At 52.2% G+C, this 26,416-nt stretch carries 22 protein-coding genes and 1 pseudogene; 10 read left to right on the top strand and 13 right to left on the bottom strand.

Annotated elements, in window-relative coordinates:
* Positions 1–163: 163 nt before the first annotated feature.
* The 6 genes from RAL91_RS15365 to ald form a co-directional block, all read right to left on the bottom strand.
* The gene (locus RAL91_RS15365) at positions 164–844 is read right to left on the bottom strand and encodes an amino acid ABC transporter permease (protein ID WP_306257114.1); all 681 of its coding nucleotides are present in this window, start codon (positions 842–844) and stop codon (positions 164–166) included.
* Between the two features lie 17 nt (positions 845–861).
* Positions 862–1,560 carry an amino acid ABC transporter permease gene (locus tag RAL91_RS15360; RefSeq protein WP_306257113.1) on the bottom strand — a complete coding sequence of 233 codons (699 nt, stop codon included), beginning with the start codon at positions 1,558–1,560 and terminating at the stop codon, positions 862–864.
* 88 nt (positions 1,561–1,648) lie between these two features.
* Positions 1,649–2,446 carry an ABC transporter substrate-binding protein gene (locus RAL91_RS15355; RefSeq protein WP_306257111.1) on the bottom strand — a complete coding sequence of 266 codons (798 nt, stop codon included), beginning with the start codon at positions 2,444–2,446 and terminating at the stop codon, positions 1,649–1,651.
* 125 nt (positions 2,447–2,571) lie between these two features.
* Complete coding sequence (locus RAL91_RS15350; RefSeq protein WP_306257110.1) at positions 2,572–3,324, bottom strand: amino acid ABC transporter ATP-binding protein; 753 nt, start codon at positions 3,322–3,324, stop codon at positions 2,572–2,574.
* Positions 3,321–4,151, bottom strand: a complete 831-nt coding sequence (gene dapF / locus RAL91_RS15345; RefSeq protein ID WP_306262954.1) for a diaminopimelate epimerase — start codon at positions 4,149–4,151, stop codon at positions 3,321–3,323. Before dapF ends, RAL91_RS15350 begins: the two co-directional genes overlap by 4 nt.
* Before the next feature lie 233 nt (positions 4,152–4,384).
* Positions 4,385–5,500 carry an alanine dehydrogenase gene (gene ald, locus RAL91_RS15340; protein WP_306257109.1) on the bottom strand — a complete coding sequence of 372 codons (1,116 nt, stop codon included), beginning with the start codon at positions 5,498–5,500 and terminating at the stop codon, positions 4,385–4,387.
* 146 nt (positions 5,501–5,646) lie between these two features.
* On the opposite strand from ald, the gene RAL91_RS15335 reads away from it, so the two are divergent.
* Both RAL91_RS15335 and RAL91_RS15330 read left to right on the top strand, forming a co-directional pair.
* Positions 5,647–6,105: an Lrp/AsnC family transcriptional regulator gene (locus tag RAL91_RS15335; protein WP_306257108.1), complete on the top strand. Its 459-nt coding sequence runs from the start codon at positions 5,647–5,649 to the stop codon at positions 6,103–6,105.
* A 179-nt stretch (positions 6,106–6,284) separates the two neighbouring features.
* Positions 6,285–6,791 (top strand): DUF4864 domain-containing protein, encoded by a 507-nt coding sequence (locus RAL91_RS15330; RefSeq protein ID WP_306257107.1) that lies wholly within the window; start codon positions 6,285–6,287, stop codon positions 6,789–6,791.
* A gap of 16 nt (positions 6,792–6,807) precedes the next feature.
* Here the strand turns inward: RAL91_RS15330 and pta are convergent, their stop codons facing one another.
* The 3 genes from pta to RAL91_RS15315 form a co-directional block, all read right to left on the bottom strand.
* The gene (pta, locus tag RAL91_RS15325) at positions 6,808–7,809 is read right to left on the bottom strand and encodes a phosphate acetyltransferase (RefSeq protein WP_306257106.1); all 1,002 of its coding nucleotides are present in this window, start codon (positions 7,807–7,809) and stop codon (positions 6,808–6,810) included.
* A gap of 123 nt (positions 7,810–7,932) precedes the next feature.
* On the bottom strand, positions 7,933–9,711 hold the full coding sequence (gene xsc, locus RAL91_RS15320; RefSeq protein WP_306257105.1) for a sulfoacetaldehyde acetyltransferase: 1,779 nt from the start codon (positions 9,709–9,711) through the stop codon (positions 7,933–7,935).
* Between the two features lie 71 nt (positions 9,712–9,782).
* Positions 9,783–11,390 carry a GMC family oxidoreductase gene (locus RAL91_RS15315; protein ID WP_306257104.1) on the bottom strand — a complete coding sequence of 536 codons (1,608 nt, stop codon included), beginning with the start codon at positions 11,388–11,390 and terminating at the stop codon, positions 9,783–9,785.
* 136 nt (positions 11,391–11,526) lie between these two features.
* On the opposite strand from RAL91_RS15315, the gene RAL91_RS15310 reads away from it, so the two are divergent.
* The 4 genes from RAL91_RS15310 (at position 11,527) to RAL91_RS15295 (ending at position 15,749) form a co-directional block, all read left to right on the top strand.
* On the top strand, positions 11,527–12,759 hold the full coding sequence (locus RAL91_RS15310; RefSeq protein WP_306257103.1) for a TRAP transporter substrate-binding protein: 1,233 nt from the start codon (positions 11,527–11,529) through the stop codon (positions 12,757–12,759).
* A 151-nt stretch (positions 12,760–12,910) separates the two neighbouring features.
* Positions 12,911–13,579, top strand: a complete 669-nt coding sequence (locus tag RAL91_RS15305; RefSeq protein WP_306257102.1) for a TRAP transporter small permease — start codon at positions 12,911–12,913, stop codon at positions 13,577–13,579.
* Positions 13,580–13,589: 10 nt separating this feature from the next.
* On the top strand, positions 13,590–14,951 hold the full coding sequence (locus tag RAL91_RS15300) for a TRAP transporter large permease (protein WP_306257101.1): 1,362 nt from the start codon (positions 13,590–13,592) through the stop codon (positions 14,949–14,951).
* 27 nt (positions 14,952–14,978) lie between these two features.
* A complete protein-coding gene (locus RAL91_RS15295; RefSeq protein WP_306257100.1) occupies positions 14,979–15,749 on the top strand; it encodes an IclR family transcriptional regulator in 771 nt (256 codons plus the stop codon).
* 117 nt (positions 15,750–15,866) lie between these two features.
* Here RAL91_RS15295 and RAL91_RS15290 read toward each other — a convergent pair whose 3' ends face one another.
* Complete coding sequence (locus RAL91_RS15290) at positions 15,867–16,802, bottom strand: ankyrin repeat domain-containing protein (RefSeq protein WP_306257099.1); 936 nt, start codon at positions 16,800–16,802, stop codon at positions 15,867–15,869.
* Between the two features lie 471 nt (positions 16,803–17,273).
* Here RAL91_RS15290 and RAL91_RS15285 point away from each other — a divergent pair.
* A pseudogene (locus RAL91_RS15285) lies at positions 17,274–17,982 on the top strand (IS5 family transposase).
* A 9-nt stretch (positions 17,983–17,991) separates the two neighbouring features.
* On the opposite strand, the gene RAL91_RS15280 reads toward RAL91_RS15285, so the two are convergent.
* The 3 genes from RAL91_RS15280 to RAL91_RS15270 all read right to left on the bottom strand — a co-directional run bounded on the left by RAL91_RS15280 (position 17,992) and on the right by RAL91_RS15270 (position 22,622).
* A complete protein-coding gene (locus RAL91_RS15280) occupies positions 17,992–20,436 on the bottom strand; it encodes an FAD-dependent oxidoreductase (protein ID WP_306257098.1) in 2,445 nt (814 codons plus the stop codon).
* Between the two features lie 20 nt (positions 20,437–20,456).
* Positions 20,457–21,110, bottom strand: a complete 654-nt coding sequence (locus tag RAL91_RS15275) for a helix-turn-helix domain-containing protein (protein WP_306257097.1) — start codon at positions 21,108–21,110, stop codon at positions 20,457–20,459.
* A gap of 150 nt (positions 21,111–21,260) precedes the next feature.
* Positions 21,261–22,622, bottom strand: coding sequence for an aspartate aminotransferase family protein (locus tag RAL91_RS15270; RefSeq protein WP_371932421.1), 1,362 nt, complete (start codon positions 22,620–22,622; stop codon positions 21,261–21,263).
* A gap of 144 nt (positions 22,623–22,766) precedes the next feature.
* Between RAL91_RS15270 and RAL91_RS15265 the strand changes: the two genes are divergently transcribed.
* The 3 genes from RAL91_RS15265 (at position 22,767) to RAL91_RS15255 (ending at position 26,412) form a co-directional block, all read left to right on the top strand.
* Positions 22,767–24,239 (top strand): PLP-dependent aminotransferase family protein, encoded by a 1,473-nt coding sequence (locus tag RAL91_RS15265; protein WP_306257096.1) that lies wholly within the window; start codon positions 22,767–22,769, stop codon positions 24,237–24,239.
* A gap of 321 nt (positions 24,240–24,560) precedes the next feature.
* The gene (locus RAL91_RS15260; protein WP_306257095.1) at positions 24,561–25,547 is read left to right on the top strand and encodes an ABC transporter substrate-binding protein; all 987 of its coding nucleotides are present in this window, start codon (positions 24,561–24,563) and stop codon (positions 25,545–25,547) included.
* A 91-nt stretch (positions 25,548–25,638) separates the two neighbouring features.
* Positions 25,639–26,412 (top strand): taurine ABC transporter ATP-binding protein, encoded by a 774-nt coding sequence (locus RAL91_RS15255; RefSeq protein WP_306262950.1) that lies wholly within the window; start codon positions 25,639–25,641, stop codon positions 26,410–26,412.
* Positions 26,413–26,416: the final 4 nt, after the last annotated feature.

Raw genomic sequence — 26,416 nt, 5'->3', positions numbered from 1 at the left:
ACATGCGTCCTGGTTATGGGCATTTGGCCAGATGCTATTGGACAGCATTGCGGCAACGAGTTTTGTTGGCCGTTACGCCCGAAACAAATAGCCTCAAACTGTGTCCCGCGATTGGTTTTGCGGGACACTTTATACTCAGTTTTGCTGGTCTGCGCGGCAGTTCCTAATGCCCGTCCCCCAATTGACCAAAGCGGCCTTCTGCCCATCTTGAGAAGCGCAGAACCGGGTAGCAATACAGGAAATAGAAGAAGGCGATCAGCATGTAGATAAACATGATGTCGCCGGGCATACGCATGATGGCAACTTCACCCTGGCGGGTCAGTTCTGCAATGCCAATGACTGACAGCACCGCTGTACTTTTGATCACAATCACATAGACGCTTGCCATTGGCGGTATGGTCAGCTTCAGAGCCTGCGGAATAATGACATTGCGATAGGTCTGGGTTTTTGACATGCCGACAGAGCGCGCAGCTTCGCTTTGGCCGTTAGGAACAGCGAAGATCGCCGAAGCCACGATTTCCGTCACATAGCTGGAGGTATAAAGCGACAGTGATACGATAGCGGCTGTGTAGCTGTCGAAGGAAAGCCATGCGATGCCCAGAGATGGCAGCACAAAATATATGATATATAATTGCACCAGATAGGGCGATCCGCGCAGCACGTGCAAATAGGCGTTGATGAATTTTTCCAGCACGTAAATGCCAAGGGTCTTTCCGATACCCAGAGCAAAACCGATCAGCGATCCGAGCAGGATCGAGATTATGGATATCTGAAACGTTATCCAAAGTCCCTTCAAAAGGAAGGGCCAAAGGCTCTGAACGATGGAGATTTTTTCTGCGATCATTTCCACATCAACATACCTTAATTGGCTTTCCAGGCGCTACCGCCCAATTTTTTCTGGACGATACCTGACAGGACCAGCATCATTGCGTAGATACCCAGATAACAGACGGCTGTGGTGACATAGCTCTCGGTTGCAATCACTGTCTCTGAGAACATCTGGAGCCCGGCTCCCATCAACTCGAAGACGGCAATGATGGACAACAGGGACGTATCCTTGATCAGCACGGCGGTCTGGCCCAGCAGGGGCGGCATTACATTTGAAACTGCTTGCGGCAGGGTGACATTCGTCAGCGTTTGTCGTGGCGTCATGCCAACAGACAGCGCGCCTTCGATCTGGCCGCGATTGACAGATCCAATGCCCGCCCGAATGATCTCGCCCATATAAGGCGCTGTATGGATGGTCAGGGCAATAATGCCGGTTTCTGTCTCGTCGAAAAAATCGCCATAGCCGCGGGGCAGAAGGGCTGGAAGTCCATAATAAACAATATAGATCTGAATGAGCAACGGCGTTGATCGGATAAATTGAATGTAGCCGGCAACCGGACGCCAGATCATCGGATTTTCGGACATCCGCGCAAGCGCGAGAAAGGTCCCGATAATCAGTGACAGAACGAGGCAAAGCGCAGAAATCCAAAGCGTTTGCCCTACACCGGCAACAAAGACGTCGGCATATTGTCCGACAATCCGAAAATTAAAGTAGTTCTGAAGCCATTCCATAATCTATCCGTGGGCGTTGATACGCAGCCCAATGCGGGTGGGGCGGTGTGAGAGGTTCGGGGCGCCCTGAGGCGCCCCGAAGCAGTTCTTATTTATGGTCGGCTTCCCAGGCAGTGGAATTCCACCAGTATTCAAGCTTCTGGTCCAAACGGCCATCGGCACGGATCAGACGCATGTAGTTGTTGATCGCCAGCAGCAGATGCATGGAATCTGGACGGGTTGCAAAACCAAGAGGCTCCTGGGCAAGCAGGCCGTCCAAGACCTTGATTTCCTCAATTGAGCTCATGAAGCCGGCAATGGTTGCCTTGTCAGAGAGACCGGCTTTTGCGCGACCAGACACAACAGCCTGAACCACTTGAGCGGTACCACCTGCAAATTCCTTCAAATCAGCATCTGGCAGCACCTTACGTGCTGTTTCGGCCCAGGAAGATGCCTGTGTAGCACCAACGGACACATCAGCTGAATTCAGCTCCTGCCATGTTGTGTAGCCAGAGTCTTTCAAAGAAAACGCAATGGTCTCCGAAAAGAAGACAGGCTCGGTGAATATAATCTGCATGTGACGTTTTGCAGTTGGTGTCATATCAGCGGCGATGAAATCCGCTTTGCCCGATGACAGGGCAGGGATAAGACCTTTCCAGTCATAATCCTGAATGATCAGTGTGACTTCCATGTCATCAGCCATCATCTGTGCAAGCTCAATGGCAAAGCCTGTGCGAACTCCATCTTTGTTGACGAAGCTTACGGGGGGACCCTGTGTCTGCACAGCAATGGTCATTTCACCTGTACGCACGATTTTTTCCATCGTGGTTTCGGCCCAGGAAGCAGTTGAAGCCAGGGCAAGCACGGCTGCGCTGACGGTGGTTGTAATGAGTGATGTCAGTTTCATTTTCTAATGTTCTCCACTTTGGTTTCTAGACAGTTGATTTTGAAGTTCATGATCCACGCGCTGTTTTTCAGGTTTTTTTGCGCTGGTTTGTCTCATCATGCTCTCCTGACGAACTTGTTTGATTCTTAAAGAATTTGCCTCAGGAAATCCTGCGCGCGGTCGGTCTGCGGATTATCAAAGAAATCGTCCGGATTGTTTTCCTCAATGATCGCCCCTTCATCCATAAAGATCACGCGATGTGCGGCTTCGCGCGCAAAGCCCATTTCATGGGTGACAACGGCCATGGTCATGCCATCGGCGGCAAGGCCGCGCATCAGTTCCAGAACGCCGCCAACCGTTTCAGGGTCCAGCGCTGAAGTGGCCTCGTCAAACAGCATGACTTTCGGCTTCATGGCCAGCGAACGGGCAATGGCCACACGCTGTTGCTGACCGCCGGACAACATGGATGGATAATTGTTACCGCGATCAGGAATGCCAACTTTCTCCAGCAGATCATTTGCAATTTCTTCTGCTTCCTTACGGCTGCGTTTGGCCACGATCATCTGCGGCATGACAATATTTTCCATGGCCGTTTTATGCTGAAACAGATTGAAGTGCTGGAAGACCATGCCGACTTCGGCGCGCAGAGCATTGATGTTGGTCTTCTTGTCTGTAACGTTCACACCATCAATGGTAATTGTCCCGGTATCGACGTCGTTCAGACGGTTGATAGATCGTAGGAGTGTTGATTTCCCGGAGCCGGAAGGACCAATGATGACAACGACTTCGCCCCGATCAATGTGATTGGTTACATTATTTAATGCGTGAACCGGCTCAGGGCGTGATTTCAGATAGTAGGTCTTGCTGACCTTGTCGATCACAATCATTGGATCATTCATACGGCACGTCCCTCCCGACCGGTTAGGCGGCCACTGAAACAAAACTCGACGGGGCCCGTCAAAATCGCGTTTCTACTTTCCTCAACGATCACATTAACCGATCCGGCTAACATGTCCACGACGATCTCTTTTTTGTTTGTCAGCCCCAGTAGCTGTGCGGCGCGTGCAGCAACGCATGCCCCCGAACCGCAGGCTTTTGTTAGAATGCCTGGACGCTCAAAAACAGAAAGCCGGACAAGACTATTGCTCATTTTCTGCGCAACGCCAACATTTACCTTTTGCGGGAAAAGCGGATCATTCTGAATTGGCCGCGCCAATGCCGCCACATCGAGAGCATCCAGATCTTCAACAAAGAAGACAACATGCGGATTGCCAATGTTGAGTGCAACGCCGTTTTTCAGCGGACCATTGCTCAAAGTAATGTTCAGCGTGTCAACATCCCGGGCCAATGGAATTGCCTGCCAATGGTTTGAAATCTTTCCCATTTCCACACTTACCTGCTGCTTACCCCGGCGCCAGCAGCGCAAGGGCCCGACAGACGTTTCGAGCAGAATTTCATCCAGTCCTGTCTCTTCCAGCATCAGCCATGCAAAGCACCTTGTGGCATTGCCACAAGCTTCAGCATCCTGCCCATCAATGTTGATGATCCGCATGAAGGCATAAGCGCCGCTGGAAGCCCCATCTGTGGTTGGCGGTTCTATGATTAAAAGCTGATCGCCGCCGATGCCGGTATTCACGTCGCAGATTTGAACAGTCTCTTTGACTGTTGGATTATAATGGGTTTTGCGACCATCCACGATTACAAAGTGATTATGCAATCCCTGCATCTTCACGAACTCTCGTCCTGATGACGGGATTATGCGGGACCAGTCTATTTTTTGCATTTGGGGGAAACTCGCTGGCGATGCGCCGTGTAAACCATAGGCAGGGTCCCAAACTTTGGACCCATGGCAACGGATATGCAAGCGATTGTGTTTGAGCCTTACAGCCTGCTCAATTGTCATTTGGGCTGTAAGGCTCATCAAGCGTGTTTGATCAAATCAGATGCTTCAGATGACCATCAGTTCAACAGCGTCTCGGCGGGCACGTAATCGTAGCCAAGAGACTGAGCAACGGGTTCGCATGTCACTTTGCCATTGCATACATTCAGACCATTGCGCAGATGCGCATCCTTGGACAGCGCAGCTTTCCAACCCAGATTTGCAATCCTCACCGCGTGGGGCAGTGTGGTGTTGTTGAGTGCATATGTGGAGGTTCTTGCAACACCGCCTGGCATGTTGGCCACGCAATAATGCACAATTTCATCAACCACATAGGTTGGCTCGGCGTGTGTCGTTGCCTTTGAGGTTTCAAAACAACCACCCTGATCAATGGCAACATCCACCAGCACAGATCCGTTCTTCATGGTGCTGAGCATCTCTCTGGAAACCAGCTTTGGTGCGGCGGCACCTGGAACCAGTACCGCGCCGATCACAAGATCAGCCTCGGCAACACTGGCGGCCAGATTGGCGCGGTTTGAATAGAGCGTTTTGGCACGGGAGCCAAAATGCGCATCGAGGCGTTCAAGAGCTTCCGGGCTTCGGTCCAGTATGGTGACATCTGCACCAAGACCAACGGCCATTTGCGCGGCGTTGTAGCCGACAACGCCGCCACCGATAATCAAAACATTTGCCGGGGCGACGCCGGGTACACCGCCCAGCAGGATGCCGCGACCACCATGAGATTTTTCGAGCGCTGTGGCGCCTGCCTGAATCGACATCCGCCCGGCAACCTGGCTCATTGGTTTGAGCAGCGGCAGCCCTCCAAGGCGGTCTGTGACGGTTTCATAGGCGATGCAAACAGCGCCGGATTTAACAAGGTCTCTTGTCTGGTCGGGGTCTGGCGCAAGATGCAGATAGGTATAGAGGATCTGGCTTTCGCGCAGTTGCGCCCGCTCAACGGGCTGTGGTTCTTTGACTTTCACAACCATATCGCATTCTGCGAAGATTTCCGCAGCCGTATCAACGATACGTGCGCCGGCATCCACATAATCCTGATCTGTAGCGCCGATGCCGCTGCCAGCTTCTGTCTCGACCAGAACCTCGTGCTGATTTGCGACCAGTTCCGTGACACTTTCCGGTGTCAGACCGACGCGGTATTCGTGATTTTTGATTTCTTTTGGTGTGCCGATGCGCATTGTTGCCTCCCAAGCTGACGTGCGGACCCTAGATCTGTTGACAGTGTTTCACGGTTTACGTGATATTTTTTGCGAAAAAATATGGAAATCGCTCCGAGTTTCGCGTAATTATTCGACATTATAGATTTAAAACCGGATAAAATACTATGGATCGCATTGATGGTGGGATATTGCGGCGTCTCCAGCGGGACTCCGCAATCCCTGTTTCTGAACTCGCCGATGCCGTGGGGCTATCCGCGTCTGCCTGTCATCGCAGGATTAAGCTACTGGAGGAAGATGGCGTGATTGAGGGCTATGCGGCCCGGATCAACCGCGCGAAGCTCGGCCTCAAAATCATGGTATTTGTGGAAATTGCTCTCACGTCCCAAAGCCAGGATGTGCTTGATGCCTTTGAACAGGCGGTGCTGCGCTTTGAAGACATTCTGGAGTGCCACCTGACCACCGGGGAGGCGGATTATCTTCTGAGGATTGCGGCACGCGATGTGGCCGATTACGACGGCATTCACCGCAATTGTCTGGCAAAACTGCCGGGCGTATCCAGTATGCACACCAGCTTTATCTTACGGTCCATCAAGGGCACCCAGGAATTTCCAGTGCGCATCTGACCTGTCTTAAAAGTGTTTTGATACAGAGTTTTAGAATGGATTTTTACATTTTTGAATCATGCCGGTCACCTTGCAAAACAATTAGTTGATGTGAAGTGAGCGCCCAGATTGGTGATTTCCGACCCAAAACTCCCTACGTTTCACCTATAGCGGGGCACTTAGAGACAGGAGACATCGTTATGAGACATTTTTCAAAACTTCCCAAAATGCTTGCAGTGTCGCTTGGACTGCTTGTGGCTCCAGCGATTGCTGAACAGGTGGAATCATCTGCCAGCAAAGTCGGGACCGACCATCTGGTTAATGTCGGTCTGACTGCTTCAACTCAAGAGTTTCAGGCATCCGAACTTCTGGAGATGCGTGTTTTGGTCCATTCCTATTTGTGGGCAATTTCCAATAAGCAGGCGGATCTGCTCTATCTGACAGCTGCTGAGGCAGTTATTAGCAAATACGCCACGCCGAACGCATTCTTGCAGCGGATGCAAAAGGTCCATCGACCTGTTGTGAATGGCAGCCTGGTCCGATTTGATGGTGTAAGCATCAGCGATGGCGTTCCGGTGCAGAGTGTTTACATCAAGGATGAGCGTGGTCTTCAGTGGCTGGCCTCCTATTTTCTGACAAAACAGGCTGATGGCCAGTGGAAGATTGCTGGATGTCTGATTGTTCTGGCTCCCGGTCAGAACATCTGATCGTCGGCAGGATGGCTTATGGGGCAGTCACCTGTGTGCAGGTGACTGCAATAAGATTATAGACATCGTCTGCGTTGCAGCCGCGGGACAAATCATTGGCCGGTTTTGCAAGTCCCTGCAGAATTGGGCCAATAGCCTCCGCGCCGCCAATACGCTGTGCAATCTTATAGCCGATATTGGCCGCTTCAAGGTTGGGAAACACGAAGATATTCGCGTCGCCCTGAATGACAGCATTCGGAGCCTTGGCGGCAGCAACTGAGGGAACAAAGGCCGCGTCGAACTGCAACTCACCAGAGATTTTCAATGCAGGTGCGCGCGATTGTGCCAATGCGGTCGCGGCCGAGACGGCATCGACTTTGGGGTGTTTCGCGCTTCCAAAGGTTGAAAAACTCAACATGGCAACGCGCGGCTCAACTCCGATCAGTCTTTGAAAAGATGCGGCAGAGGCGAGGGCGATGGTCGCCAGTTCTTCAACATTCGGCGCAATGCTCAAGCCAGCGTCGGCAAATGCGAACACGCCTTTTTTATCGTGGTGGGGTTTGTTCAGGATCATCAGGAAAAAACTAGAGACCAGATCTGTGTCTGGCGCAGTGCCGATAATCTGCAAAGCGGCGCGCACTGTGTCGGCAGTGGTTGAGATCGCACCGGCTATTGTTCCATCGCCGTGGTTTTCGTGCACCATCATGGCTGCAAATGCGAGCGGGTTCAGCACCGCTTGCGCAGCCTGTTCCGATGTAATGCCCTTATGTTTGCGCAGTTTATAGAACTCTTGCGCAAAGGGCTTGATCAGCTCAGATTTTGCCGGATCAACAATCTGCAAACCGTCTGGTAAGTCATCCTGAAAATTGTCGCTTTTCAGAATCCGGCCCTGATCGCCCACAAGTGTGACGCGTGCAATGCCGTCATTGACTGCGCGCAGTGCGCCAGACTGGATGCGGTCGTCTTCACCTTCGGCCATCACAATATGCCGCGGGTTTGCACGGGCGGCCCGCAACAGGGCTTCCATCGGATTTTCCATAAAGATTCAAATCCTTAAGGCCGTTATCTGGCAATCGGTATCATTGGTTAAAAATCAGGCCAGCACATTCTTTTTGAATGCGCTGGCCTGTGTCTCTTCCGCTTCATAGAGCAGTTCGTTGATTTATGCGCCTGCCTGCGGGCGCATGTCAGCTGGATCGATACCTGCCACAGCGACTGGTTTTTTCATAGCATCGCGGCGGAATGGTTCACCCAGTTCCTGATTCAGCACCACTTCGATGAAAGTTGTTATGCCGTCTTCCATCTGCTCTTTAACAGCGGTGTTCAGTGCGTTGGTCAAGTCTTCCATCGTGGTGACCTGAACACCTTTCAAGCCGCAGCCTTCTGCAACCTTTGCGTATTCCACACCCAGATTGAGTTCAGTTCCGACAAAATTGTCTTCATACCAAAGGGTGGTATTGCGCTTCTCAGCGCCCCATTGGTAGTTGCGGAAAATGATCATGGTGATCGGGGGCCAGTCATTGCGGCCACACGCAGTCATTTCATTCATGGAAATGCCGAATGCGCCATCACCTGCAAATCCGACAACAGGCACATCAGGGCAGCCAATTTTTGCACCCAAGATGGACGGGAAGCCATAGCCACATGGGCCAAAGAGGCCCGGTGCCAGATATTTGCGGCCCTGCTCAAAGGTCGGATAGGCGTTGCCGATGGCGCAGTTATTGCCAATGTCTGACGAGATAATGGCGTCTTTTGGCAATGCTGACTGGATTGCCCGCCATGCCATGCGTGGCGACATATGATCTGGCTGGCGATTGCGCGAACGCTCGTTCCAGCTTGTGCCTGGATCATCATCTTCGTGATCCATCGAACTCAATTGCTGCAGCCAGGCTGACTTGATCTGATGGATCTGTGCTTCTCGCTGCTTGCGCTCGTGATTGCCAGCATCTTCTGTCAATTGCTCCAGCAATTGTTCTGCAACCAGTTTCGCATCACCCTGAATTCCAACAGTGACCTTTTTGGTGAGGCCGATACGGTCTGAATTCATATCCACCTGAATGACCTTGGCATCTTTGGGCCAATAGTCGATGCCGTAGCCAGGCAAGGTGGAGAATGGGTTGAGACGGGTTCCAAGAGCCAGCACGACGTCGGCTTTGGAAATCAGTTCCATAGCTGCTTTTGAACCGTTGTAACCAAGTGGTCCGACGGACAGGGGATGGCTTCCAGGGAATGCGTCATTGTGCTGATAACCGCAGCATACAGGAGAGCTGAGACGCTCTGCCAAAGCTGCAGACGCGGGGATGCCGCCAGCCAGTATTACGCCGGCTCCGTTGAGTATGACCGGGAATTTGGCTTCCGACAGGAGTTTTGCAGCCTGTGAAATGGCTTCTTTTCCGCCAGAAGGACGTTCCAGCCGCACGATCTGCGGCATCTCTATATCAATCACCTGTGTCCAGTAATCACGTGGCACGTTGATTTGTGCAGGACCTGATCCGCGCCAGGCCTTTTCGATAACCCGGTTCAGAACTTCTGCCATGCGGGAAGGATCACGTACTTCTTCCTGATAGCAAACCATGTCTTCAAACAGTTTCATCTGTTCGATTTCCTGAAAGCCACCCTGACCGATTGTCTTGTTTGCAGCCTGAGGTGTGACCAGCAGCAGCGGTGTGTGGTTCCAGAAAGCGGTTTTAACAGGGGTCACAAAATTGGTGATGCCCGGACCATTTTGAGCAATCGCCATGCTCATTTTGCCTGTTGAGCGCGTGTAACCGTCAGCTGTCATGCCAGCATTGGTTTCATGGGCGCAATCCCAGAACTTAATTCCCGCTTTGGGAAACAAGTCGGAGATAGGCATCATCGCAGAACCGATAATGCCAAACGCGTGTTCAATGCCGTGCATCTGAAGTACTTTTACAAATGCCTCTTCGGTCGTCATTTTCATGGCAGTGTCCTTTCACCAAACCCTGAACCGCATGGGTGACATGCGGCGTGTTTATTCAATTATTGAAAGTCTTAGAGGCTACGCCTGTCCTCCAAGATCAAATCACTTGCTTTTTCACCGATCATAATGGCCGGCGCATTCGTGTTGCCGGATACAATTTCCGGCATGATGGAGCAATCCGCTATCCGCAATCCATCTATCCCATGGACCCGCAACCGTGCATCCACCACAGCCTGTTCATCTGATCCCATCTTGCAGGTGCCTGTGGGGTGGTAGATGGTGGTGGCCGTATTGCGGACCCATTCCAGAATATCAGAGTCTTCAACCAGTGCCTGTTTCGGCGCATGAGGACCGGCGATTTTGCTATCCAACGGCTTTTGCCTGGCGATCCTCTGGGCGATTTTCACGCCTTCGATGATTGTGTTGCAATCGGATTCTGTTGCCAGATAATTGGGATGAATTGTTGGATATCCGGATGGGTCTTTGGTGTTCAGGCGAATTTCTCCTCGGCTTTCCGGCCTGAGTTGGCAGACAGACATGGTGAAGGCAGAAAATGGATGTACGCCTTCGCCAGGGCTGTCAGCAGACCATGGCTGGATGTGAAACTGTATATCGGGTGTTTCCAGTTCTTTTCTTGTTTTCAGAAAACCTGTAGCAAGGCTGGCTGCCATGGTCATAGGGCCAGCTCTGAACAAAACGTATTTCAGACCGATGCGTGCCTGATTGAACAGACTGCGTACTTCATCGTTCAAAGTGGGTTCATTACACTTGTAAACCAGACGCGCCTGAAGGTGGTCCTGCAGATTTTTGCCGACACCGGGCAGGTCGGCGACAATTTCAATATTGGCACTTCGCAATTGTTCGGCTTCCCCAATTCCCGACTGCATCAACAATTGTGGTGAACCGATAGAACCGGACGACAAAATAACTTCGTTTCGCGCCTTGACCGTCTGTTCCTTGCCTTGCGCGTTTTTGAAAACAACGCCAGTCACGCGCCGGTCTTCAATAGCGAGCCGCTGAACATTTGCACGGGTGATGATTTGCAGGTTCTCGCGATTTCTGACCGGATTGAGATAGGCGACGGCTGCGCTGCAGCGGCGGCCGTTGCGGGTGGTCAGCTGAAAGTAACCGACGCCTTCCTGCTTCGCGCCATTATAATCGTCGTTATAATCGTAGCCCTCGTTCTGGGCCGCTGCGACCCAGGCATCACAGATCGGACGGCTGAGGCGCATGTTGGACACATCCAGCGGGCCACCGACGCCGTGGAAATCATCTTCGCCGCGTTCCTGATTTTCTGCGCGTTTGAAGAGGGGAAGAACGTCATCCCAGCCCCAGCCTTCATTGCCCATCTGCCGCCACCCGTCGTAATCCCGTGCCTGTCCGCGGACATAGAGCAAGCCATTCAGCGAAGAAGACCCGCCCAGGACCTTGCCACGTGGCCAATCCAGCTTTCGGCCATTCAGCCCTGGATCGGCTTCGGTGGTGTAGCACCAATCCACACTGGGATTGTGCATGGTTTTGAAATAACCGACCGGGATATGGATCCACGGATTCCAGTCGCGGCCGCCCGCTTCCAGCAGAATTACTTTTATGGATGGGTCGGCGCTGAGCCGGTTGGCGATAACGCAGCCCGCAGAACCGGCGCCAATGATTACGTAGTCGGCCTCCAATTGCTCCATGGCACGGTATCCTCCCCAAACGCCACATTTGGCGTCATCTATTAAATGTCAGTTCCAGTTCTGACTTGCTAATCGCACAATAATATGTATTTTTGAGACTGCAAGTCTTAATTATTGATGTTTCTGGGAGGAACTCATGAAAGTCTCTAATGCTTTGAGTGGCATATCTCGTCGTGACCTTTTCAAGTTATCCGGGCAATATGGCCTGACAACAACGCTTCTGGCAGCCGGTGCAATGGGTGGCGGTATTACGCTGGCGTCCCTCGCGCAGGCAGCTGAGTCGACTTATACAAAGCGCTACAAGAAAGAAGCCAAACACACGCTGAAATTCGGCGCATCCGGCTTCAATGCTCGCAACCTTCTGATTGAACGTGCTGGCGCGCTTGAGTTCGCTCGTGATCTTGAAGAGCGTACCGAAGGCGAAATTCGCGTTGAGTTCATCGGTGACAACCAGATTTGTGGTCAATTGTCGTGTGTTGAGAAAACCCAGTTGGGTATTGTGGATATTTATGCTGCATCCACACAGAACTCAGCCGGTGGTGCGCCCTATCTGAACGTGCTGGATTATGCCTACATGTTCCCGGGGCGTGCGTCCCAGTATCACTTCCTTTACAGCCCTGAAAGCCAACGGATTCTGCGTGATCCGCTTGAAAAACGCCACGGTTTGAAGTTCCTGTTCAGCCATTGCGAATTGCGCGGCATTCAATTGGGTCTGAAATTTGAAGACAAGCCGACAGTGACGAAGCTGGAAGAGCTGTTTGGTACCAAAAACCGTGTGACAGGTACGCAGCTTGGCCGGATCGCCATGCAGTTGTTGAACCTGAACCCTGTGCCTGTGGCCTGGGAAGAAACCCTTGATGGCTTGAAGCAGGGCCTTATTGATGGTGCAGAAACATGGGCGTCAGCCGTGGCCTATGCCAATATGTCACCTGTTGTGTCCCAGTCGGTTGATCTGAAGTTCTTCTGCGGAACCGAGCACACTTCCATGTCGGCAAAAGTGTTTGATGCCATGGACGGACATCTGCAGGATGCCATTATGGAATCATCCTATCTGGCGCAGGTCCACGTGCAGGCAGCCAACGAAGCAGCTCTTGTGAAAACGGTCGGCTTCTCCGATCCACAGCTTCCGGACACAATTTTCGTCAAAAACAATGTGCGTCCAGCCTTCCTTCCAGCTGATCAGATCAAGATGGCGGAAGAAATGTGCTCTCCGGAGTTTAATCCAGAGCCATGGGCGCCTTGGCGCGAGCGTCTGAACAACTGGTCTGGCGGTATCGATACTTACGCGGATATCCACAAGGTCGCCCGTGAAGTTCCTGCTGACATGTTGCCGGAAAATGTTGAACCACGTCGCTGGTGGCGCGGTTAATCCAACTAAAATGCTGGCGGTTTGCGGAAGTACACAAACCGCCAGCATGGTTCGTTGCCACCCAAGCCAGGACATGTCGGTAGGCTTGAACCTGGCAGCAAGCTTGGGCCTGACAATCAGGGCGATATGATTTCTGGGGAGGAAATCAGTTATGGGCTCCATTTTTGGAGATGTTGCGGCTGTTTTTACCGCAATTCTTGCAGGTGATTCCTGGGGGATGAAAGAGGCCTTTGGTGGACCGGGTATCTGGCTTATCGGGCTGATTACTGTCTTGCTTGGGGCCGGGTTGATCGCGAAAGTCTATGAGCTCAGCCCGTTCATCGAAAAGCATCTTGAACGTGCGTTGATGGTGTGGAGCTATTTGCTGATCGCCGGTATCATCTTTGTGGAAGTCGTGCGGCGGTTCGTTTTCAATGAACAGGTGCCCTGGTCCACGACCCTGCCGCCTTATCTCTTTTTGATAATGACCTGGTTCGGATGTGCCTATAACGTCCGGCTGCGGACCCATCTCGCTTTTTCAGAATTTCGGACAAATCTACCGCGTGTCGGACAGATGCTGTGCCTGTCGTTGGATGCGGTTCTATGGATTGGCATTTGCTGGGTTGTTGTTGTCACCTCCACGCAAGTTGTTGTGAATTCGGCAGCCAATTTTCAGATCATGCTGGGCACCGATGATGTTATGCAGTGGTGGTTCCTGCTTAGTGTGCCCATCAGTTTTGTGATGTTGGCGGCACGCGCCTATCAAAACCTCAGTGAAGACATTGCCAATTTCAGGTCTGGTGAAGACCTGATTTCGACTGCTGTCATTGGCGGAGAGTGAGGAGAGCATCATGACTGATGGAACATGGATTACGCTAATTTCAATTGGGGTGACCCTGCTTTTTATGCTGGGAGTACCGGTATTTCTTGTCATCGCCTATTGGGTGCTGGGTTGCAGCTTCGTCATAGGACTGCCCCTGATAAATATCGGGACTGCCTTGTCCGATGTCTTCACCGACGGCTTTGCGCTGTTAGCGATGCCGCTCTTCATCCTGACGGGTGATTTGATCAACAAATCCGGGATAGCAAGGCGATTGTCGGATTTTGCCTATTCATGCCTTGGCTGGTTACGCGGCGGTTTGGCGATGGCTGCATTGGCTGCCTGCGGCCTGTTTGCCGCGATCTCCGGTTCCAACTCCGCCACAACGGCCACCATTGGGTCCATGCTGCATCCGGAGATGGTGAAGGGCGGTTATGATGAGCGGTTTTCGGCAGCTACGGCTGCTGCCGGCGGCACGGTTGGCATCATCATTCCGCCATCCATCATTTTCATTATTTACGGGTTCTTGATGAATCTTCCGATTTCGGACCTGTTTATTGCCGGAATCATTCCCGGAACCCTGATGGTTGTGGGTATGCAATTCGCGTGCTGGATTATTTGTCGTCTTAATGGCTGGGGCTATCTGATTCCCTTGCAACTGACCCGGGTTCTGAAAACGGCCTTTGGTGCCTGGCTGGGCTTTTTCGCCATCGGGCTTGTTCTGTATGGCATCTACACCGGCAAATTCTCTCCAACGGAAGCCGCCGGTGTGACAGTGGGCTTCTGCATTATTGTCGGGCTTATTTCCCTGCCGCTTTACAAAATGATGGGATCGCGGGATGAGGCCCGACCGCATACCGAGAAGAGTTATGGTGAAATGCTGGTGGTCCAAGGCTTCAAACTAACCGAAATTCCGGCGATTACGCTGCGGTCTGCCCAGATTACCGGCATTCTGGCACCCCTGATCGGGATCTCGGTTGTCATGCAACAGATCCTGTCCAGTCTTGGCGCGGCAGAGACCATCACTGCCTTTGTGACAAGCATGGGCGGGTATCACGCAGTGCTCTTCACATCCATGGCCATTGTTTTTGTCTTCGGCATGATTTTGGAAAGCCTGCCCGTGACCATTATTCTTGCGCCAATCCTGGCGCCGATTGCAGCTTCCATAGGCGTTGACCCGGTCCAGTTTGCAGTCATCTTCCTGGTTGGAGCATCGATTGGTTTCATTACGCCGCCTTATGGATTGAACCTCTATGTGGCCAGTGGTGTGACGGGTGTTCCCTATTTCAGACTGCTGCGCTATACGGTTCCGTATCTGGCGGCGCTGATTGCGGTCTGGTTTGTGGTGGCCCTGGTGCCGGAACTCTCAACCTTTCTGTTGCCGAGCCGTTAGAGGAATATCCCACACGGATTGGTAGGTATGACAGACCAGAACGACACCAACGACACGATCCCGACAAATCTGCGTTTGCTGTTCGTTTTGGAGGAATTGTCAAATGCCGGCGTGCCGATGACGCCGACTGAGATAAATCAGAAGCTTGGCCTGCCCAAGCCGACGATTCACCGCCTGTTTTCAACGCTTGAAAGCGAAGGCTTTTTGCAGCGCGAAATTGACGGGCGGTCATACGCTCCAGGCCGGCGTCTGCGACATCTGTCCATGGGTGTGTTGTCCTCCCTGCGGGTGCGCACGGCGCGTCTGTCGGTGCTGAACGCGCTGGCGGAACACATTGGCGAGACCTGCAATATTTCGGTGCCGGACCGGGATTCCATGATTTATATTGATCGTGTGGAGACCAAATGGCCGTTACGCATTCAATTGCCCATCGGTACCAGCGTGCCGTTCTATTGCACGGCCAGTGGCAAACTCTACCTCAGCAAATTGAAGAAGGCGCATCTTGAGCGGTATCTGGCCTCGGTGAATCTTGAGCGAAGGACGCCCAAAACGATCACCGATCAGAATGAGTTGCTGGCCGAAATCAAGAAAACCCGCAGCCAAGGCTATTCGGAAGATAATGAAGAGTTCATGGAAGGCATGATTGCCATCGCAGTTCCCATTATTGACGTCCATGGACGCCTGGTCTCAACATTGTCGTTCCACGCCCCGACCCAGCGCCTCAGCCTCAAAGACGCGGGCGCTCATCTTGATCGCTTGAGAGCAGGCGCTGACGATTTGGCACAATTGCTGGTGTAAAGTTTTAGAGTCAGGACCCATTAATCCGATGGTCGGCAATGACCGGTTCGAGCCGTTTTTACCCGATTTGATCGTGTCACGGGTGGAGTAGGAAAATTGCTAGCTTCTCCAAACAAGCTACGGCGATATCAGGTTGGTGGGATTGTTGCTCAATTGCAGTAGGTAGGCTATTATATTTGCACGCTGACGACGGTCCTTCACTCCCCTGTAACCATGTCGGCCCATTGAGATCATCTTTGTTCCTGGTATGAAGTCCGTTGGTCGCGTAATGAAGGCGAAGAGCGCCTCGTTGGTCCATACACCTTCATGCCGTATGAGCGCAGACGAGTAGTTGTAGCCTGGGTGGCTTCCTATTTTTTTACCAACAATGTTCCAAAGATTGGGGCCATGTACGCTCGGGCCACCATTGTCGACGGTGTGGCATCTACCACAAACGACTGGGAATATGCTGGCTCCAGCATCGGAGTCAGCTAAGTGCATTTGAGGAGCAATCGGATCAATAGGACGAGCAACAGCGCCGTTGGCGCGGAGGAGTTTCACTACTTCCATGTGATCCGATGCTGCCGCTGAATGGATGGGCGCATTGTCATATTTGCTACGGGCATTAACATCAGCACCCAAGGATATAAGTAGCTCAACGACTTCGCCGTTGCCTCCCTCAGCCGCCGCATGCAACACAGTCTCTCCATCGGAGGCTCTTACCGCATCAATATTTGCACCATTCTTTATCAGGATTTTCACGACACTCAGATTACCGTGAACCGCGGCGGCATGAAGTGGTACCGTGCCGGTGGTAACGTCCGCGGCCTCGATCGAAACACCATGACTTATGAGAAGCTCGATGATTTGAACGTTACCCTGGACGATTGCCAGGAGCAAAGCTCCTCCCAAAAACATATCTTGTTCTGTAACATCAGCGCCGTTCGCGATCTCTAGCTTTACCTGATCAAGATCACCCTTTTGGATAGCCGTGTGAAGCGGCCCGCCATAGCTGACGGTTGCTGTGATGCACGTGGCCACAGCCACCGCAAACTTACGAAAGATGCTATTCACAATCGCCTCCATGCCTGTTCGTTGAATTTTAGATCATAGCAATGTTAGACGAAACCAGGAAGGTATCTGGGAATTTGGGGCTATGGATTGCATGCCAACATTATCCGAGATTGGCAGCATGACAGTGCTTTCGAAAGTAGGATAGAAATGCGCGTTGTTTCTCTTGATGCTCTGGCGAACTCAAATTCGGCACACGATGAGTGTTTGCTGGTCGATTTTTCGTTTCAATTTCCGTTGCTCTATTCTAACTCTTCAACGACTGGTTTTGGCATCTATCAATGCTCAAATGCTTGTCGCGTTAAAAACATTGCTCCGTAATATTCCAAGCCACTAGGTCCGCAGACCTGACGTTTGCAACTTCAAGGATTCAAATCTAATTTAAGATGTGGTTCAAGTGGGCAGGAGGACCTGCTCATGTCTGATCACTATTGGCTGACCGAACCCCAACTCGAGCGCATCAAACCTTAATTCCTGCGCTCCCATGGCAGACCACGTGTCGATGACCGGCGTGTGATCAGCGGGATAATCCACTTCATCCGAAACGGTTTGAGGTGGGGGGATGAACCAGAAGATTATGGGCCGCACAAGACCCTCTACAATCGCCCGTCCGTTGGTCACGAATGGGCTTGTTTGAATGTATCTTTAGCGGCTTGGCCGGTAGTGGAGAAGAGTCAGACATCGTCATGATCGATGCCACACACTTGAAAGTTCACCGGACTGCCTGCAGTTTGAGTTTGACAAAAAGAGGGCTGTTCCGCGCCGCATTGGTCGAACGAAGGGCGGCCTGAGCTCCAATTTTCATGCTCCGTGTAACGGTATTGGAAGACCGTTAGTTCTGTGCCTGAGTGAAGGCCAGCTTTCCGATCATATTGGGGCGAAGTTGATCTATCCGGCGATGCCGAATGCCAAAGTCCTGATTGGCGACAAAGGCTATGACAGCGACGAGTTCCGGGATGCGCTGAATGCCCATAAGATCGGGGCCTGCATCCCGCCACGATCAAACCGCATTGCACCAAGGAATTACTCCAAATCTTTGTACAGGCAACGTTACAAAGTCGAAAACATGTTCGCAAAACTCAAAGACTGGCGGCGTATCGCAACCAGATATGACCGCTGTGCCCATACATTCCTGTCGGTTACCTGTATCGCAGCAAGCGTCATCTTCTGGATCAATCAATGAAACCTGACCCTAGGCCTTCACGCGCTCCGACTTTGGATCATAAAGCGGTCGTGTGGATGCCAATGCCGGAAACCGCTCTCCGGCGACTTCGATTTCATAATTGCTCTCCAGCATCTCGGCAATGGTTTCCCCCTCGCATGGCACATAGCCAAGGCCAATGGAGGCGCCCAGATGATGGCCGTAATTTCCAGACGTCAGATGAGACACGATTTTGCCGTCCCGGAGGATTGTCTCATTGTGGTAGAGCATTGGCGTGCTGTCGGTGAGCTGAAACTGTACAAACCGTCGCAACAAGCCGTTTTCCTTCCTGCGCAAGACCGCATCGCGGCCAACAAATTCCGGTTTGGCGGTTTTCACAGCAAAGCCAAGGCCAGCCTCCAGCACATGGTCCTCGTCGGTAATGTCATGGCCAAAATGGCGGTAGGCTTTTTCGATACGGCAGGAATCAAGCGTGTGAAGGCCGCATAGTTTCAGGCCAGCATCGTGACCGGCAGCTTCAATGCTTTCAAATATATGGGCCGCCATATCGCTTGATGCATAAATCTCCCAGCCCAGTTCTCCGACATATGTGACCCGGTGCGCACGTGCCAGACCCATGCCGATTTCAATTTCGTGCATCTGGCCAAATGGGTGGTGTTCGTTTGAAAAATCATTCGGTGAACAGGCCTGAAGGATGTCTCTGGATTTCGGGCCCATCAGACAGAGCACAGCTTCGCTGGCGGTCATATCTGTAATGACAGCATTCCAGTCATCGACATGACGGCGCATCCAGGCAAGGTCACGCTGGAGCGTGGCTGCGGGGACTACGGCCAGAAATGCCGTTTCTGACAGCCGTGTGATGGTGAGGTCGCTTTCAATGCCGCCACGCCGGTTGAGCATCTGTGTGTAAACTATTTTACCCGGTTCAACATCCATCTGGTTGCCGCAAATATGGTTGAGGAAGGGCAGGGCGTCGCGCCCTTCAATTCTGATTTTGCCGAAGGAAGACATGTCGAACAGGCCAGCAGTTTCACGCACCGCGAGGTGTTCCTCGCGCTGATTGTCGAACCAGTTCTGACGTTTCCACGAGTATTCATAGCGCCTTGGCTGGTCCTTTTTGGCAAACCAGTTGGCACGCTCCCAACCGGCCAATTCGCCAAAGACAGCACCACGCTCCTGCAAATGATTGTGTAAAGGCGAGCGGCGGACACCGCGTGCGGTTTCCATTTGGCGATATGGGAAGTGGTCGGCATAGAGCAGACCCAGTGTCTCTTTTGTCCTGTTGTAGAGATAGCTGCGGTTGGCCTGAAACGGTTGTACGCGGCGCACGTCAACATCCCACAAATCGAAGGGAGGCTCACCATCATTCATCCATTGTGCCAGAGCCATTCCAGCACCACCGGCAGATTGGATGCCGACGGAATTGTAGCCGCAGGCCACCCAGAAATTTTTCAATTGTGGTGTTTCGCCCAGATAGTAGCGGTCATCAGGCGTGAAGCTTTCCGGGCCGTTGAAGAAGGTGTGAATTCCGGTTTCGGCCAAAAGCGGGAAGCGATTTATGGCCTGTTCCAGAATGGGTTCGAAATGATCGAAATCTTCGGGCAGTTGATCAAAACAGAAATCTTCCGGAATGCCGTCCATGCCCCAAGGCTTTGCGACAGGTTCAAACGCCCCAAGCAGAATCTTGCCAGCGTCTTCCTTGTAATAAGCGCATTCATCGGGAACGCGCAAAACCGGCAATTGCGGCAAATCGGGAATGGTTTCGGTGACAATGTAAAAGTGCTCACAAGCCTGCAAAGGTATGGGAACCCCTGCCATGGCACCCAGTTCCCGTGCCCACATGCCAGCGCAATTGACCACGTGATTGCAGGCAATATGTTGCTCGACACCGTCCTTTTCAGCCGTGACACCGGTTATGGCACCATTGCTGGAATGGATGGCTTTGACTTTTGTCTGTTCAAAAATCTGCGCGCCATTCTGACGCGCACCTTTGGCCATCGCATGTGTGATGTTTGAGGGATCTCCCTGACCATCCTTTTCCACGAAAATCCCGCTGACGACATCTTCTGTTTCCAGAAATGGATATCGCTGTTTGATGTCATCAGGGCCGATTTCTTCGACTTCAACACCAAATGCGCGCGCCATTGAGGCACCGCGCAGCAATTCTTCACGGCGCGCTTCTGTCAATGCCACGCTGATTGACCCACAGCGGCGAAACCCGGTGGCAAGGCCGGTCTCGGCTTCCAGGGTCGCGTAGAGTTCCTGACTGTATTTCGACAGGCGCGTCATATTGTGGGTTGCCCGTAATTGAGCGATCAGCCCGGCCGCGTGCCAGGTGGTTCCGCTTGTCAGTTGCTTGCGCTCCAGAAGCACAATGTCCGTCCAGCCAAGCTTGGCCAGGTGGTAAGCAACCGAGCAGCCCGATACGCCGCCACCAATAATAACCACACGGGCCTTTTCAGGAAGATTAGCCAATTTTGTGCCTCCAATTGAGCTCAATAGATGGGGGGTGAAATAACCCAGATGACAACAGCTGGTTCATCACCGGGATTGTGCCAGCTGCAGGTTTTGTTTTGGAACTGGAAGCTGTCGCCTTCATGCAGCGTGTGGTGGCGTCCGCCAATCCAGATTTCCAATTGTCCGGATACGACAAAGCCACCTTCCTGAACGGGCCGGGCTGGCTTGTCGCCGCTCTTCGCGCCGGGGGCAAATATCGATCTCAACATCTCAAAATCACCCGCAATGTCAGGCGATAAAAGCTCCTCGACAAGGCCGCTTTCGCGTGAGCCCAGCGCCGTTCTGTTCTGTTTGCGGACGATGGTTCCCAGTTCTTCAGCCGGAGCCTGACTGTTGCGAAAAAAGAAACTGATGGGAACTTCGAATTTCTTCGCGATTTTCTGGAGGTCCTGGATGGAAGGATCTGTCTGATTGCGTTCAATCTGGCTCAACCAGCCGATTGAACGGCCAAGAGCTTCTGCAAGGTCCGTCAATGTCAGGTTTTTCTGTTTGCGAAGGGCGCGAATGTCATCGCCAATCAGGCCAGAAGCGGATCGCTCTGCTGCCAAAAACCGGGCCTGCTCGTTTTGTTTCGCCCTGTCATTTTTATTGGCTTGGTCGTTTGGATTGGGATGGGCCGATTTGTTTGCCATGCCGTCTTTCATCAATTCACATCCATAGTCTAAAATGAAATTATTCGTATATTTTTCATTTTTTTGACAATTATGCAAACATATTATTAAAGCGAAGGCGGGTTGTCGAAACTTCCCGCCTTCGGATCGTCAGGGACGCTGCAGATGAGGTCACATATTCTTCAAGGTGTTGCGGAACGCGTCGATGATTTCATCAATGTGGCTTTTCTCGGCGATCAGAGATGGTGCAAGAATGGCTGTATCTCCGGTCCATTTGGCATGGCAGCCTTTCCAGAACAGCTCTTTTTGAAGATTATTGCCACGAATGCCGGGTTTTCCTTCTTCCGGGAAAACCTCAATACCGGCCATCATGCCGTATCCGCGCAGATCCTTCACAATGGGAAGTTCTTTCAGCGACCAGACGGCATCGAGGAAGTAGTCCGACATTTCTGCCGCACGCTCAAACAGGCCTTCATCTTCGTAGATTTGAAGGGTCGCGAGACCCGCAGCGCAGGCTGCAGGGTGTGCGGAATACGTATAGCCGTGGAAAAACTCGATGGCATTTTCAGGCGCTGCGTTCATGATGGTTTCGTAGATTTCGTCAGTGGCCGATACAGCTCCCATGGGAATGGCACCATTGGTCAGCGCTTTTGCCATGGTAATGACGTCCGGCATGACATTGAACGCGTCCACAGCGAACGGCGTTCCCAAACGACCAAAGGCTGTGATCACCTCATCGAAGACCAGCAGAATGCCATGCTGATCACAGATTTCACGCAGGCGCTCAAGATACCCTTTTGGCGGCACAAGCGAGCCGGTGGAGCCAGCAATAGGTTCAACAAACACCGCAGCAATGGTCGAGCCGCCATAGGTCTCACAATGGCGTTGCAGATCATTGGCAAGGTGTGCGCCCGTCTCAGGCTGACCGCGTGTAAAAAGCTGATCTTCTTCCCAGGTGTGGCGCAGCATGACGATATTCGGCATCACCACCGGGAAGGTTTCGCGATTGCGCACCATGCCCGACAGGGACACGCCGCCCATATTGACGCCATGATAGGCCCGTTCGCGGGAGACAAAGCGAATGCGCTGGGATTCTCCACGTGCCCGGTGGTAGGCCATGATCATCTTCAGAGCCGTCTCAATGGATTCAGAGCCGGAATTGGTGAAGAACACATGGTTGAACGGTTCCGGCATGATTTTGGCGAGCTTGGCAGCAAAGGCAAAAGATGTCGGCTGTCCCAGTTGGAATGGCGCTGTGTAGTCATTTTGCAGCATTTGCGCATAGACAGCGTCGGCAATTTCCTTGCGGCCGTGACCACAGGCAACATTAAACAGGCCCGACGAACCATCAATCAGACGATCGCCGTTCTGGTTCCACAGATACATGCCTTCGCTTTTTGTGATCAGGCGAGGCGATTCCTTGAAGTCACGGTTTGCGGAAAAGGGCATCCAATGCTGTTCAAGCGAGTTTGTGACAAATTTCTCAAGCGGTTTGGCCACCATGTTCATGCCGTCATCCTCCTGTGCGCGCATCAGTTTTCCCATAGGAAATTTATCTGAAATGCAGGTTTTCAAAATTTCCAGTTGATAGTGCCGATGAAATTGGTCTCATAATAGGTCCAGATGGAACTGAATATGGAGCCACATCCGTTTCAGAACGGAAGAAAGAACTGAGTCATGCGGGATAGTCTATTTCACGTTGAGCGGATGGAGGCGACAACGCTCCAGGCCCAAATTCGAGAGATGCTGGTAACAGCGATGCTGGCCGGGCAATTGCCTGCGTCCTCGCCAATACCTTCAACCCGAGCTATGGCCAAGCGCCTAAAAGTCTCCAGAAACACTGTCATGTTAGCCTATCAGGCACTGGCAGCCGATGGCTATCTTGAAGCGCGTGAGCGCTCGGGGTTTTATGTGTCACCGGAATTGCAGGCCGGGCTGGCTGCGACCAATGTGTCTTCATTTCCGAAAAAAGTGGAAACGGTCAATCCTGTTGACTGGAACAAAAAGCTTCGGCTTCATCCCAGCGGTCAGTCAAATATTGTCAAGCCGCCCAACTGGCATGATTATCCATTTCCCTTCATCTACGGTCAATCGGACCCGGCTCTTTTCCCGATTACGGCGTGGCGCGACTGCACGCGGCAGGCGATGAACCGTAAATGGCTGGATGCATGGACTGATGATCGTTATTCTGAGGATGATCCGCGGTTGGTTGAGCAGATCCGCCAGCGAATTCTGCCGCGCAGGGGTATTTTGGCCGAGTCTGATGAAATCCTCGTCACTTTGGGCGCACAAAACGCGCTCTATCTTCTGGCTAATCTGCTGGTAAAACCACACACAGCGGTCGCGATTGAAGATCCTGGCTATCCGGATATGCGCAACACATTCACGCTGATGTCCGATGATGTGCGGCCTGTTGCGGTCGATGAGGAGGGCATTGATGTCAATGGATTAACCGATTCAGAAATCGTGTTTGTGACGCCCAGCCATCAATTCCCGACGAATGTAACCATGTCTCTGCCACGTCGTCGTGCCCTGTTGGAGTGGGCCGACAAGAATGATGGGCTTATCATTGAAGATGATTATGAGTTTGAAACCAATTATATTGGCGAGCCAACTCCCGCCCTTAAGTCGCTGGATGGTATGGGCCGGGTTCTTTACATCGGCAGTCTTTCAAAATCGATCATGCCCGGGCTGCGTATGGGATACCTTGTCGGGCCGGCAGATCTGATTGCCGAGGTGCGCGCGCTGCGTCGGTTGATGCTGCGTCATCCGCCAGGCAATAATCAGCGCATTGTTGCGCTCTTTCTGTCTTTGGGTCGGCATGATGCCCTGATAGCCCGGTTGCACAGAACTTACGCAGAGCGTTGGAAGATTCTTGGCAAGGCACTGACAGACCATTTCCCGGGCTGGTTTCAGACACCGGGTTTCGGTGGCACGTCGTTTTGGGTGAGGGGACCGGATGGTCTGGACACTGATGAATTGGCGGTGAAGGCTCTGGAAGAGGGCGTGGTGATCGAACCCGGTCACGTGCACTTTGCAAGTTCAGATGGCCCGCGAAACTATTTTCGCCTGGGATTTTCGTCCATAGCGGACGAACAGATTGAGCCTGGTATCATCAAATTGGCAGATGTCGCCAAGCGCATGATGTAGTGCGTTGTGACGGTCAAAAGCTGTGAAAAGGAACCATTTTTAATACCCCAAGTCTCGAAAACAGTTAAAAAATCACTTCTGGTGCCATCATGGCGCACAATTTGGCACTAGGCGGAGAGGCCATTCCGTTGTGTGCTGACAATCCTGCTGTTGCCTGGTTCGCAGCGGATTTAAATTCCAGTTAACCGCTTGAGTTGTATAAGTTTACGCAACGTCACGTTACGTCCTATGACAGTGTCGGGAAGACTGTCAACTTTCTTTCAGACGTGCGCGTTCGAACTGGTTTTCAGAACACACTTTTGTCAATACAGGGGACTACTCATGATTACCAAAAAATTTGCATTCGCGCTTGTTACCGGTGTCGCTATGGTCGCGTCACTGGGCATGAACGGTGCACAGGCGCTCGACAAAGTTACTGTGGCTTACTTTCTGGAATGGCCAACGGCCAATCAGGTGGCTCAGATTGAGAAAACCTATGATGAAGCCATGGGCGTGGAAGTTGAATGGCGCGCATTTGGCAATGGCAATGAAATGACCCAGGCCATGGTGTCCGGTGATGTTCAGATTGCCTACAGTCAGGGGTTTGTGCCGTTTGTCGTTGGTACCTCCAACGGTGCGCCTTTGAAGATGGTCGGCGTGGCGGTGACCTATGCTGAAAACGATCTTTGCATTGTGCGTGATGATGCGGGCATTACCAAAGAGAATGCGAAAGAGCTGGAAGGTAAGAAAGTTGCGACGCCAATCGGCAATGTGACCCATTACAAACTTCTGAAAACACTTGAGCATCTCGACGTTGATGTGAACAAGGTGAACCTGGTTCAGATGAACCCTGCTGACGCGGCTGTCGCACTTGTGCGTGGTGACGTGGTCATGGGCTGTGCATTTGGTGGTTCGCTGCAGCGGATGAAAACGGTCGGAAAACCTCTTATGACTGGGGCTGAGCAACAGGCGATCGGCATCAATACATTCGATATTGTGTCCGTTACGGATGATTTTGCAGCGGAGCACCCGGATCTCGTTCGCAAGTTTCTGGAAGTGACCGAAGCAGCCAATGAGGCTTACAAGGCCAATCCAGAAGGTGCCTATGCAGCGGTTTCAAAAGCTGCGGGTATGGACATGGACGCAACCGTTTCAACCATGAATAATTTCGGTTTCCCCAGTGCGGCAGATCAAATAAGTGAAAACTGGCTCGGCGGTGGTGTCCAGGAAATGACCAAGGGTGTTGCAGACATCATGGTGTCTTCCGGTGGCATGGACAAAGCGCTGGATGACTACTCCAAATTCATCGATGACAGCTTCTTGAAATAAGTCAAAGCAGGGCGGCAGACTTGCATTGCCACCCTTTTGTTATCCAATCTGGGAAAGTTTTGTGACCGGCATAAGCATCGACAAAATATCCATGGAGTTCACGCTGCCTGACGGCGGAGCTGTCCATGCGCTTAACAATGTTTCACTTGATATCGAGCCAGGTCAGATTGTTTCGATTCTGGGGCCATCGGGCTGTGGGAAGACAACCCTTTTGAACATTGTTGCCGGTTTCCTTTCCCCCACAGACGGAGAAGTTCGGCTTAACAATCATACCGTCACGGGACCTGGCGCTGAACGTGGCATGGTGTTTCAGCAAGGCGCACTGTTTGAATGGCTGACGGTAAACGACAATATACAATTTGGCCCCAGGATGGCCGGAAAGCCAAAAGAGGAATCCGCCGCCAAATGCGACGAACTCCTGAACATTGTGGGCCTTGCCGGTTTTGGCGAAAAGCCGGTCTACCAATTGTCCGGCGGGATGCAGCAGCGTGTCGCGCTTGCGCGGTGTCTGGCAAATGATCCCGACGTCATTTTGATGGACGAGCCACTGGGCGCTTTGGATGCCCTGACGCGAGAAAAAATGCAGGGGCTGGTTCTAAAGCTCTGGAAAGAAACCGGAAAAACCATAATTCTAATCACCCATTCTGTGGAAGAGGCGCTGTTTCTGGGCGAGCGTCTGATTGTCATGGCGCCGAGGCCAGGACGCATTGTTGAAGATTGCAGCCTGCCATTTCCCGAACAGGCACTGACGACAAATGCCCGTGAGGTGAAGGCCTCTCCTGAATTTGTTGCGAAGCGGGAGGAGGTGCTTTCCATGATCTGGGACATGGAAGAAGAAATTATGGGTGGCGGCGATGGAATTTAGAGGT

Origin of the sequence: Pararhizobium sp. IMCC21322 (assembly GCF_030758295.1) — a bacterium.
Lineage (GTDB): Bacteria > Pseudomonadota > Alphaproteobacteria > Rhizobiales.
This window is presented reverse-complemented; position numbering and strand designations above follow the sequence as displayed.

Excerpts from the sequence above, each read along its gene's own strand:
- RAL91_RS15365 (WP_306257114.1), bottom strand. The coding sequence starts at position 844 with ATGATCGCAGAAAAAATCTCCATCGTTCAGAGCCTTTGGCCCTTCCTT.
- RAL91_RS15360 (WP_306257113.1), bottom strand. The coding sequence starts at position 1,560 with ATGGAATGGCTTCAGAACTACTTTAATTTTCGGATTGTCGGACAATAT.
- RAL91_RS15355 (WP_306257111.1), bottom strand. The coding sequence starts at position 2,446 with ATGAAACTGACATCACTCATTACAACCACCGTCAGCGCAGCCGTGCTT.
- RAL91_RS15350 (WP_306257110.1), bottom strand. The coding sequence starts at position 3,324 with ATGAATGATCCAATGATTGTGATCGACAAGGTCAGCAAGACCTACTAT.
- dapF (WP_306262954.1), bottom strand. The coding sequence starts at position 4,151 with ATGCAGGGATTGCATAATCACTTTGTAATCGTGGATGGTCGCAAAACC.
- ald (WP_306257109.1), bottom strand. The coding sequence starts at position 5,500 with ATGCGCATCGGCACACCAAAAGAAATCAAAAATCACGAATACCGCGTC.
- RAL91_RS15335 (WP_306257108.1), top strand. The coding sequence starts at position 5,647 with ATGGATCGCATTGATGGTGGGATATTGCGGCGTCTCCAGCGGGACTCC.
- RAL91_RS15330 (WP_306257107.1), top strand. The coding sequence starts at position 6,285 with ATGAGACATTTTTCAAAACTTCCCAAAATGCTTGCAGTGTCGCTTGGA.
- pta (WP_306257106.1), bottom strand. The coding sequence starts at position 7,809 with ATGGAAAATCCGATGGAAGCCCTGTTGCGGGCCGCCCGTGCAAACCCG.
- xsc (WP_306257105.1), bottom strand. The coding sequence starts at position 9,711 with ATGAAAATGACGACCGAAGAGGCATTTGTAAAAGTACTTCAGATGCAC.
- RAL91_RS15315 (WP_306257104.1), bottom strand. The coding sequence starts at position 11,390 with ATGGAGCAATTGGAGGCCGACTACGTAATCATTGGCGCCGGTTCTGCG.
- RAL91_RS15310 (WP_306257103.1), top strand. The coding sequence starts at position 11,527 with ATGAAAGTCTCTAATGCTTTGAGTGGCATATCTCGTCGTGACCTTTTC.
- RAL91_RS15305 (WP_306257102.1), top strand. The coding sequence starts at position 12,911 with ATGGGCTCCATTTTTGGAGATGTTGCGGCTGTTTTTACCGCAATTCTT.
- RAL91_RS15300 (WP_306257101.1), top strand. The coding sequence starts at position 13,590 with ATGACTGATGGAACATGGATTACGCTAATTTCAATTGGGGTGACCCTG.
- RAL91_RS15295 (WP_306257100.1), top strand. The coding sequence starts at position 14,979 with ATGACAGACCAGAACGACACCAACGACACGATCCCGACAAATCTGCGT.
- RAL91_RS15275 (WP_306257097.1), bottom strand. The coding sequence starts at position 21,110 with ATGGCAAACAAATCGGCCCATCCCAATCCAAACGACCAAGCCAATAAA.
- RAL91_RS15270 (WP_371932421.1), bottom strand. The coding sequence starts at position 22,622 with ATGCGCGCACAGGAGGATGACGGCATGAACATGGTGGCCAAACCGCTT.
- RAL91_RS15265 (WP_306257096.1), top strand. The coding sequence starts at position 22,767 with ATGCGGGATAGTCTATTTCACGTTGAGCGGATGGAGGCGACAACGCTC.
- RAL91_RS15260 (WP_306257095.1), top strand. The coding sequence starts at position 24,561 with ATGATTACCAAAAAATTTGCATTCGCGCTTGTTACCGGTGTCGCTATG.
- RAL91_RS15255 (WP_306262950.1), top strand. The coding sequence starts at position 25,639 with ATGGAGTTCACGCTGCCTGACGGCGGAGCTGTCCATGCGCTTAACAAT.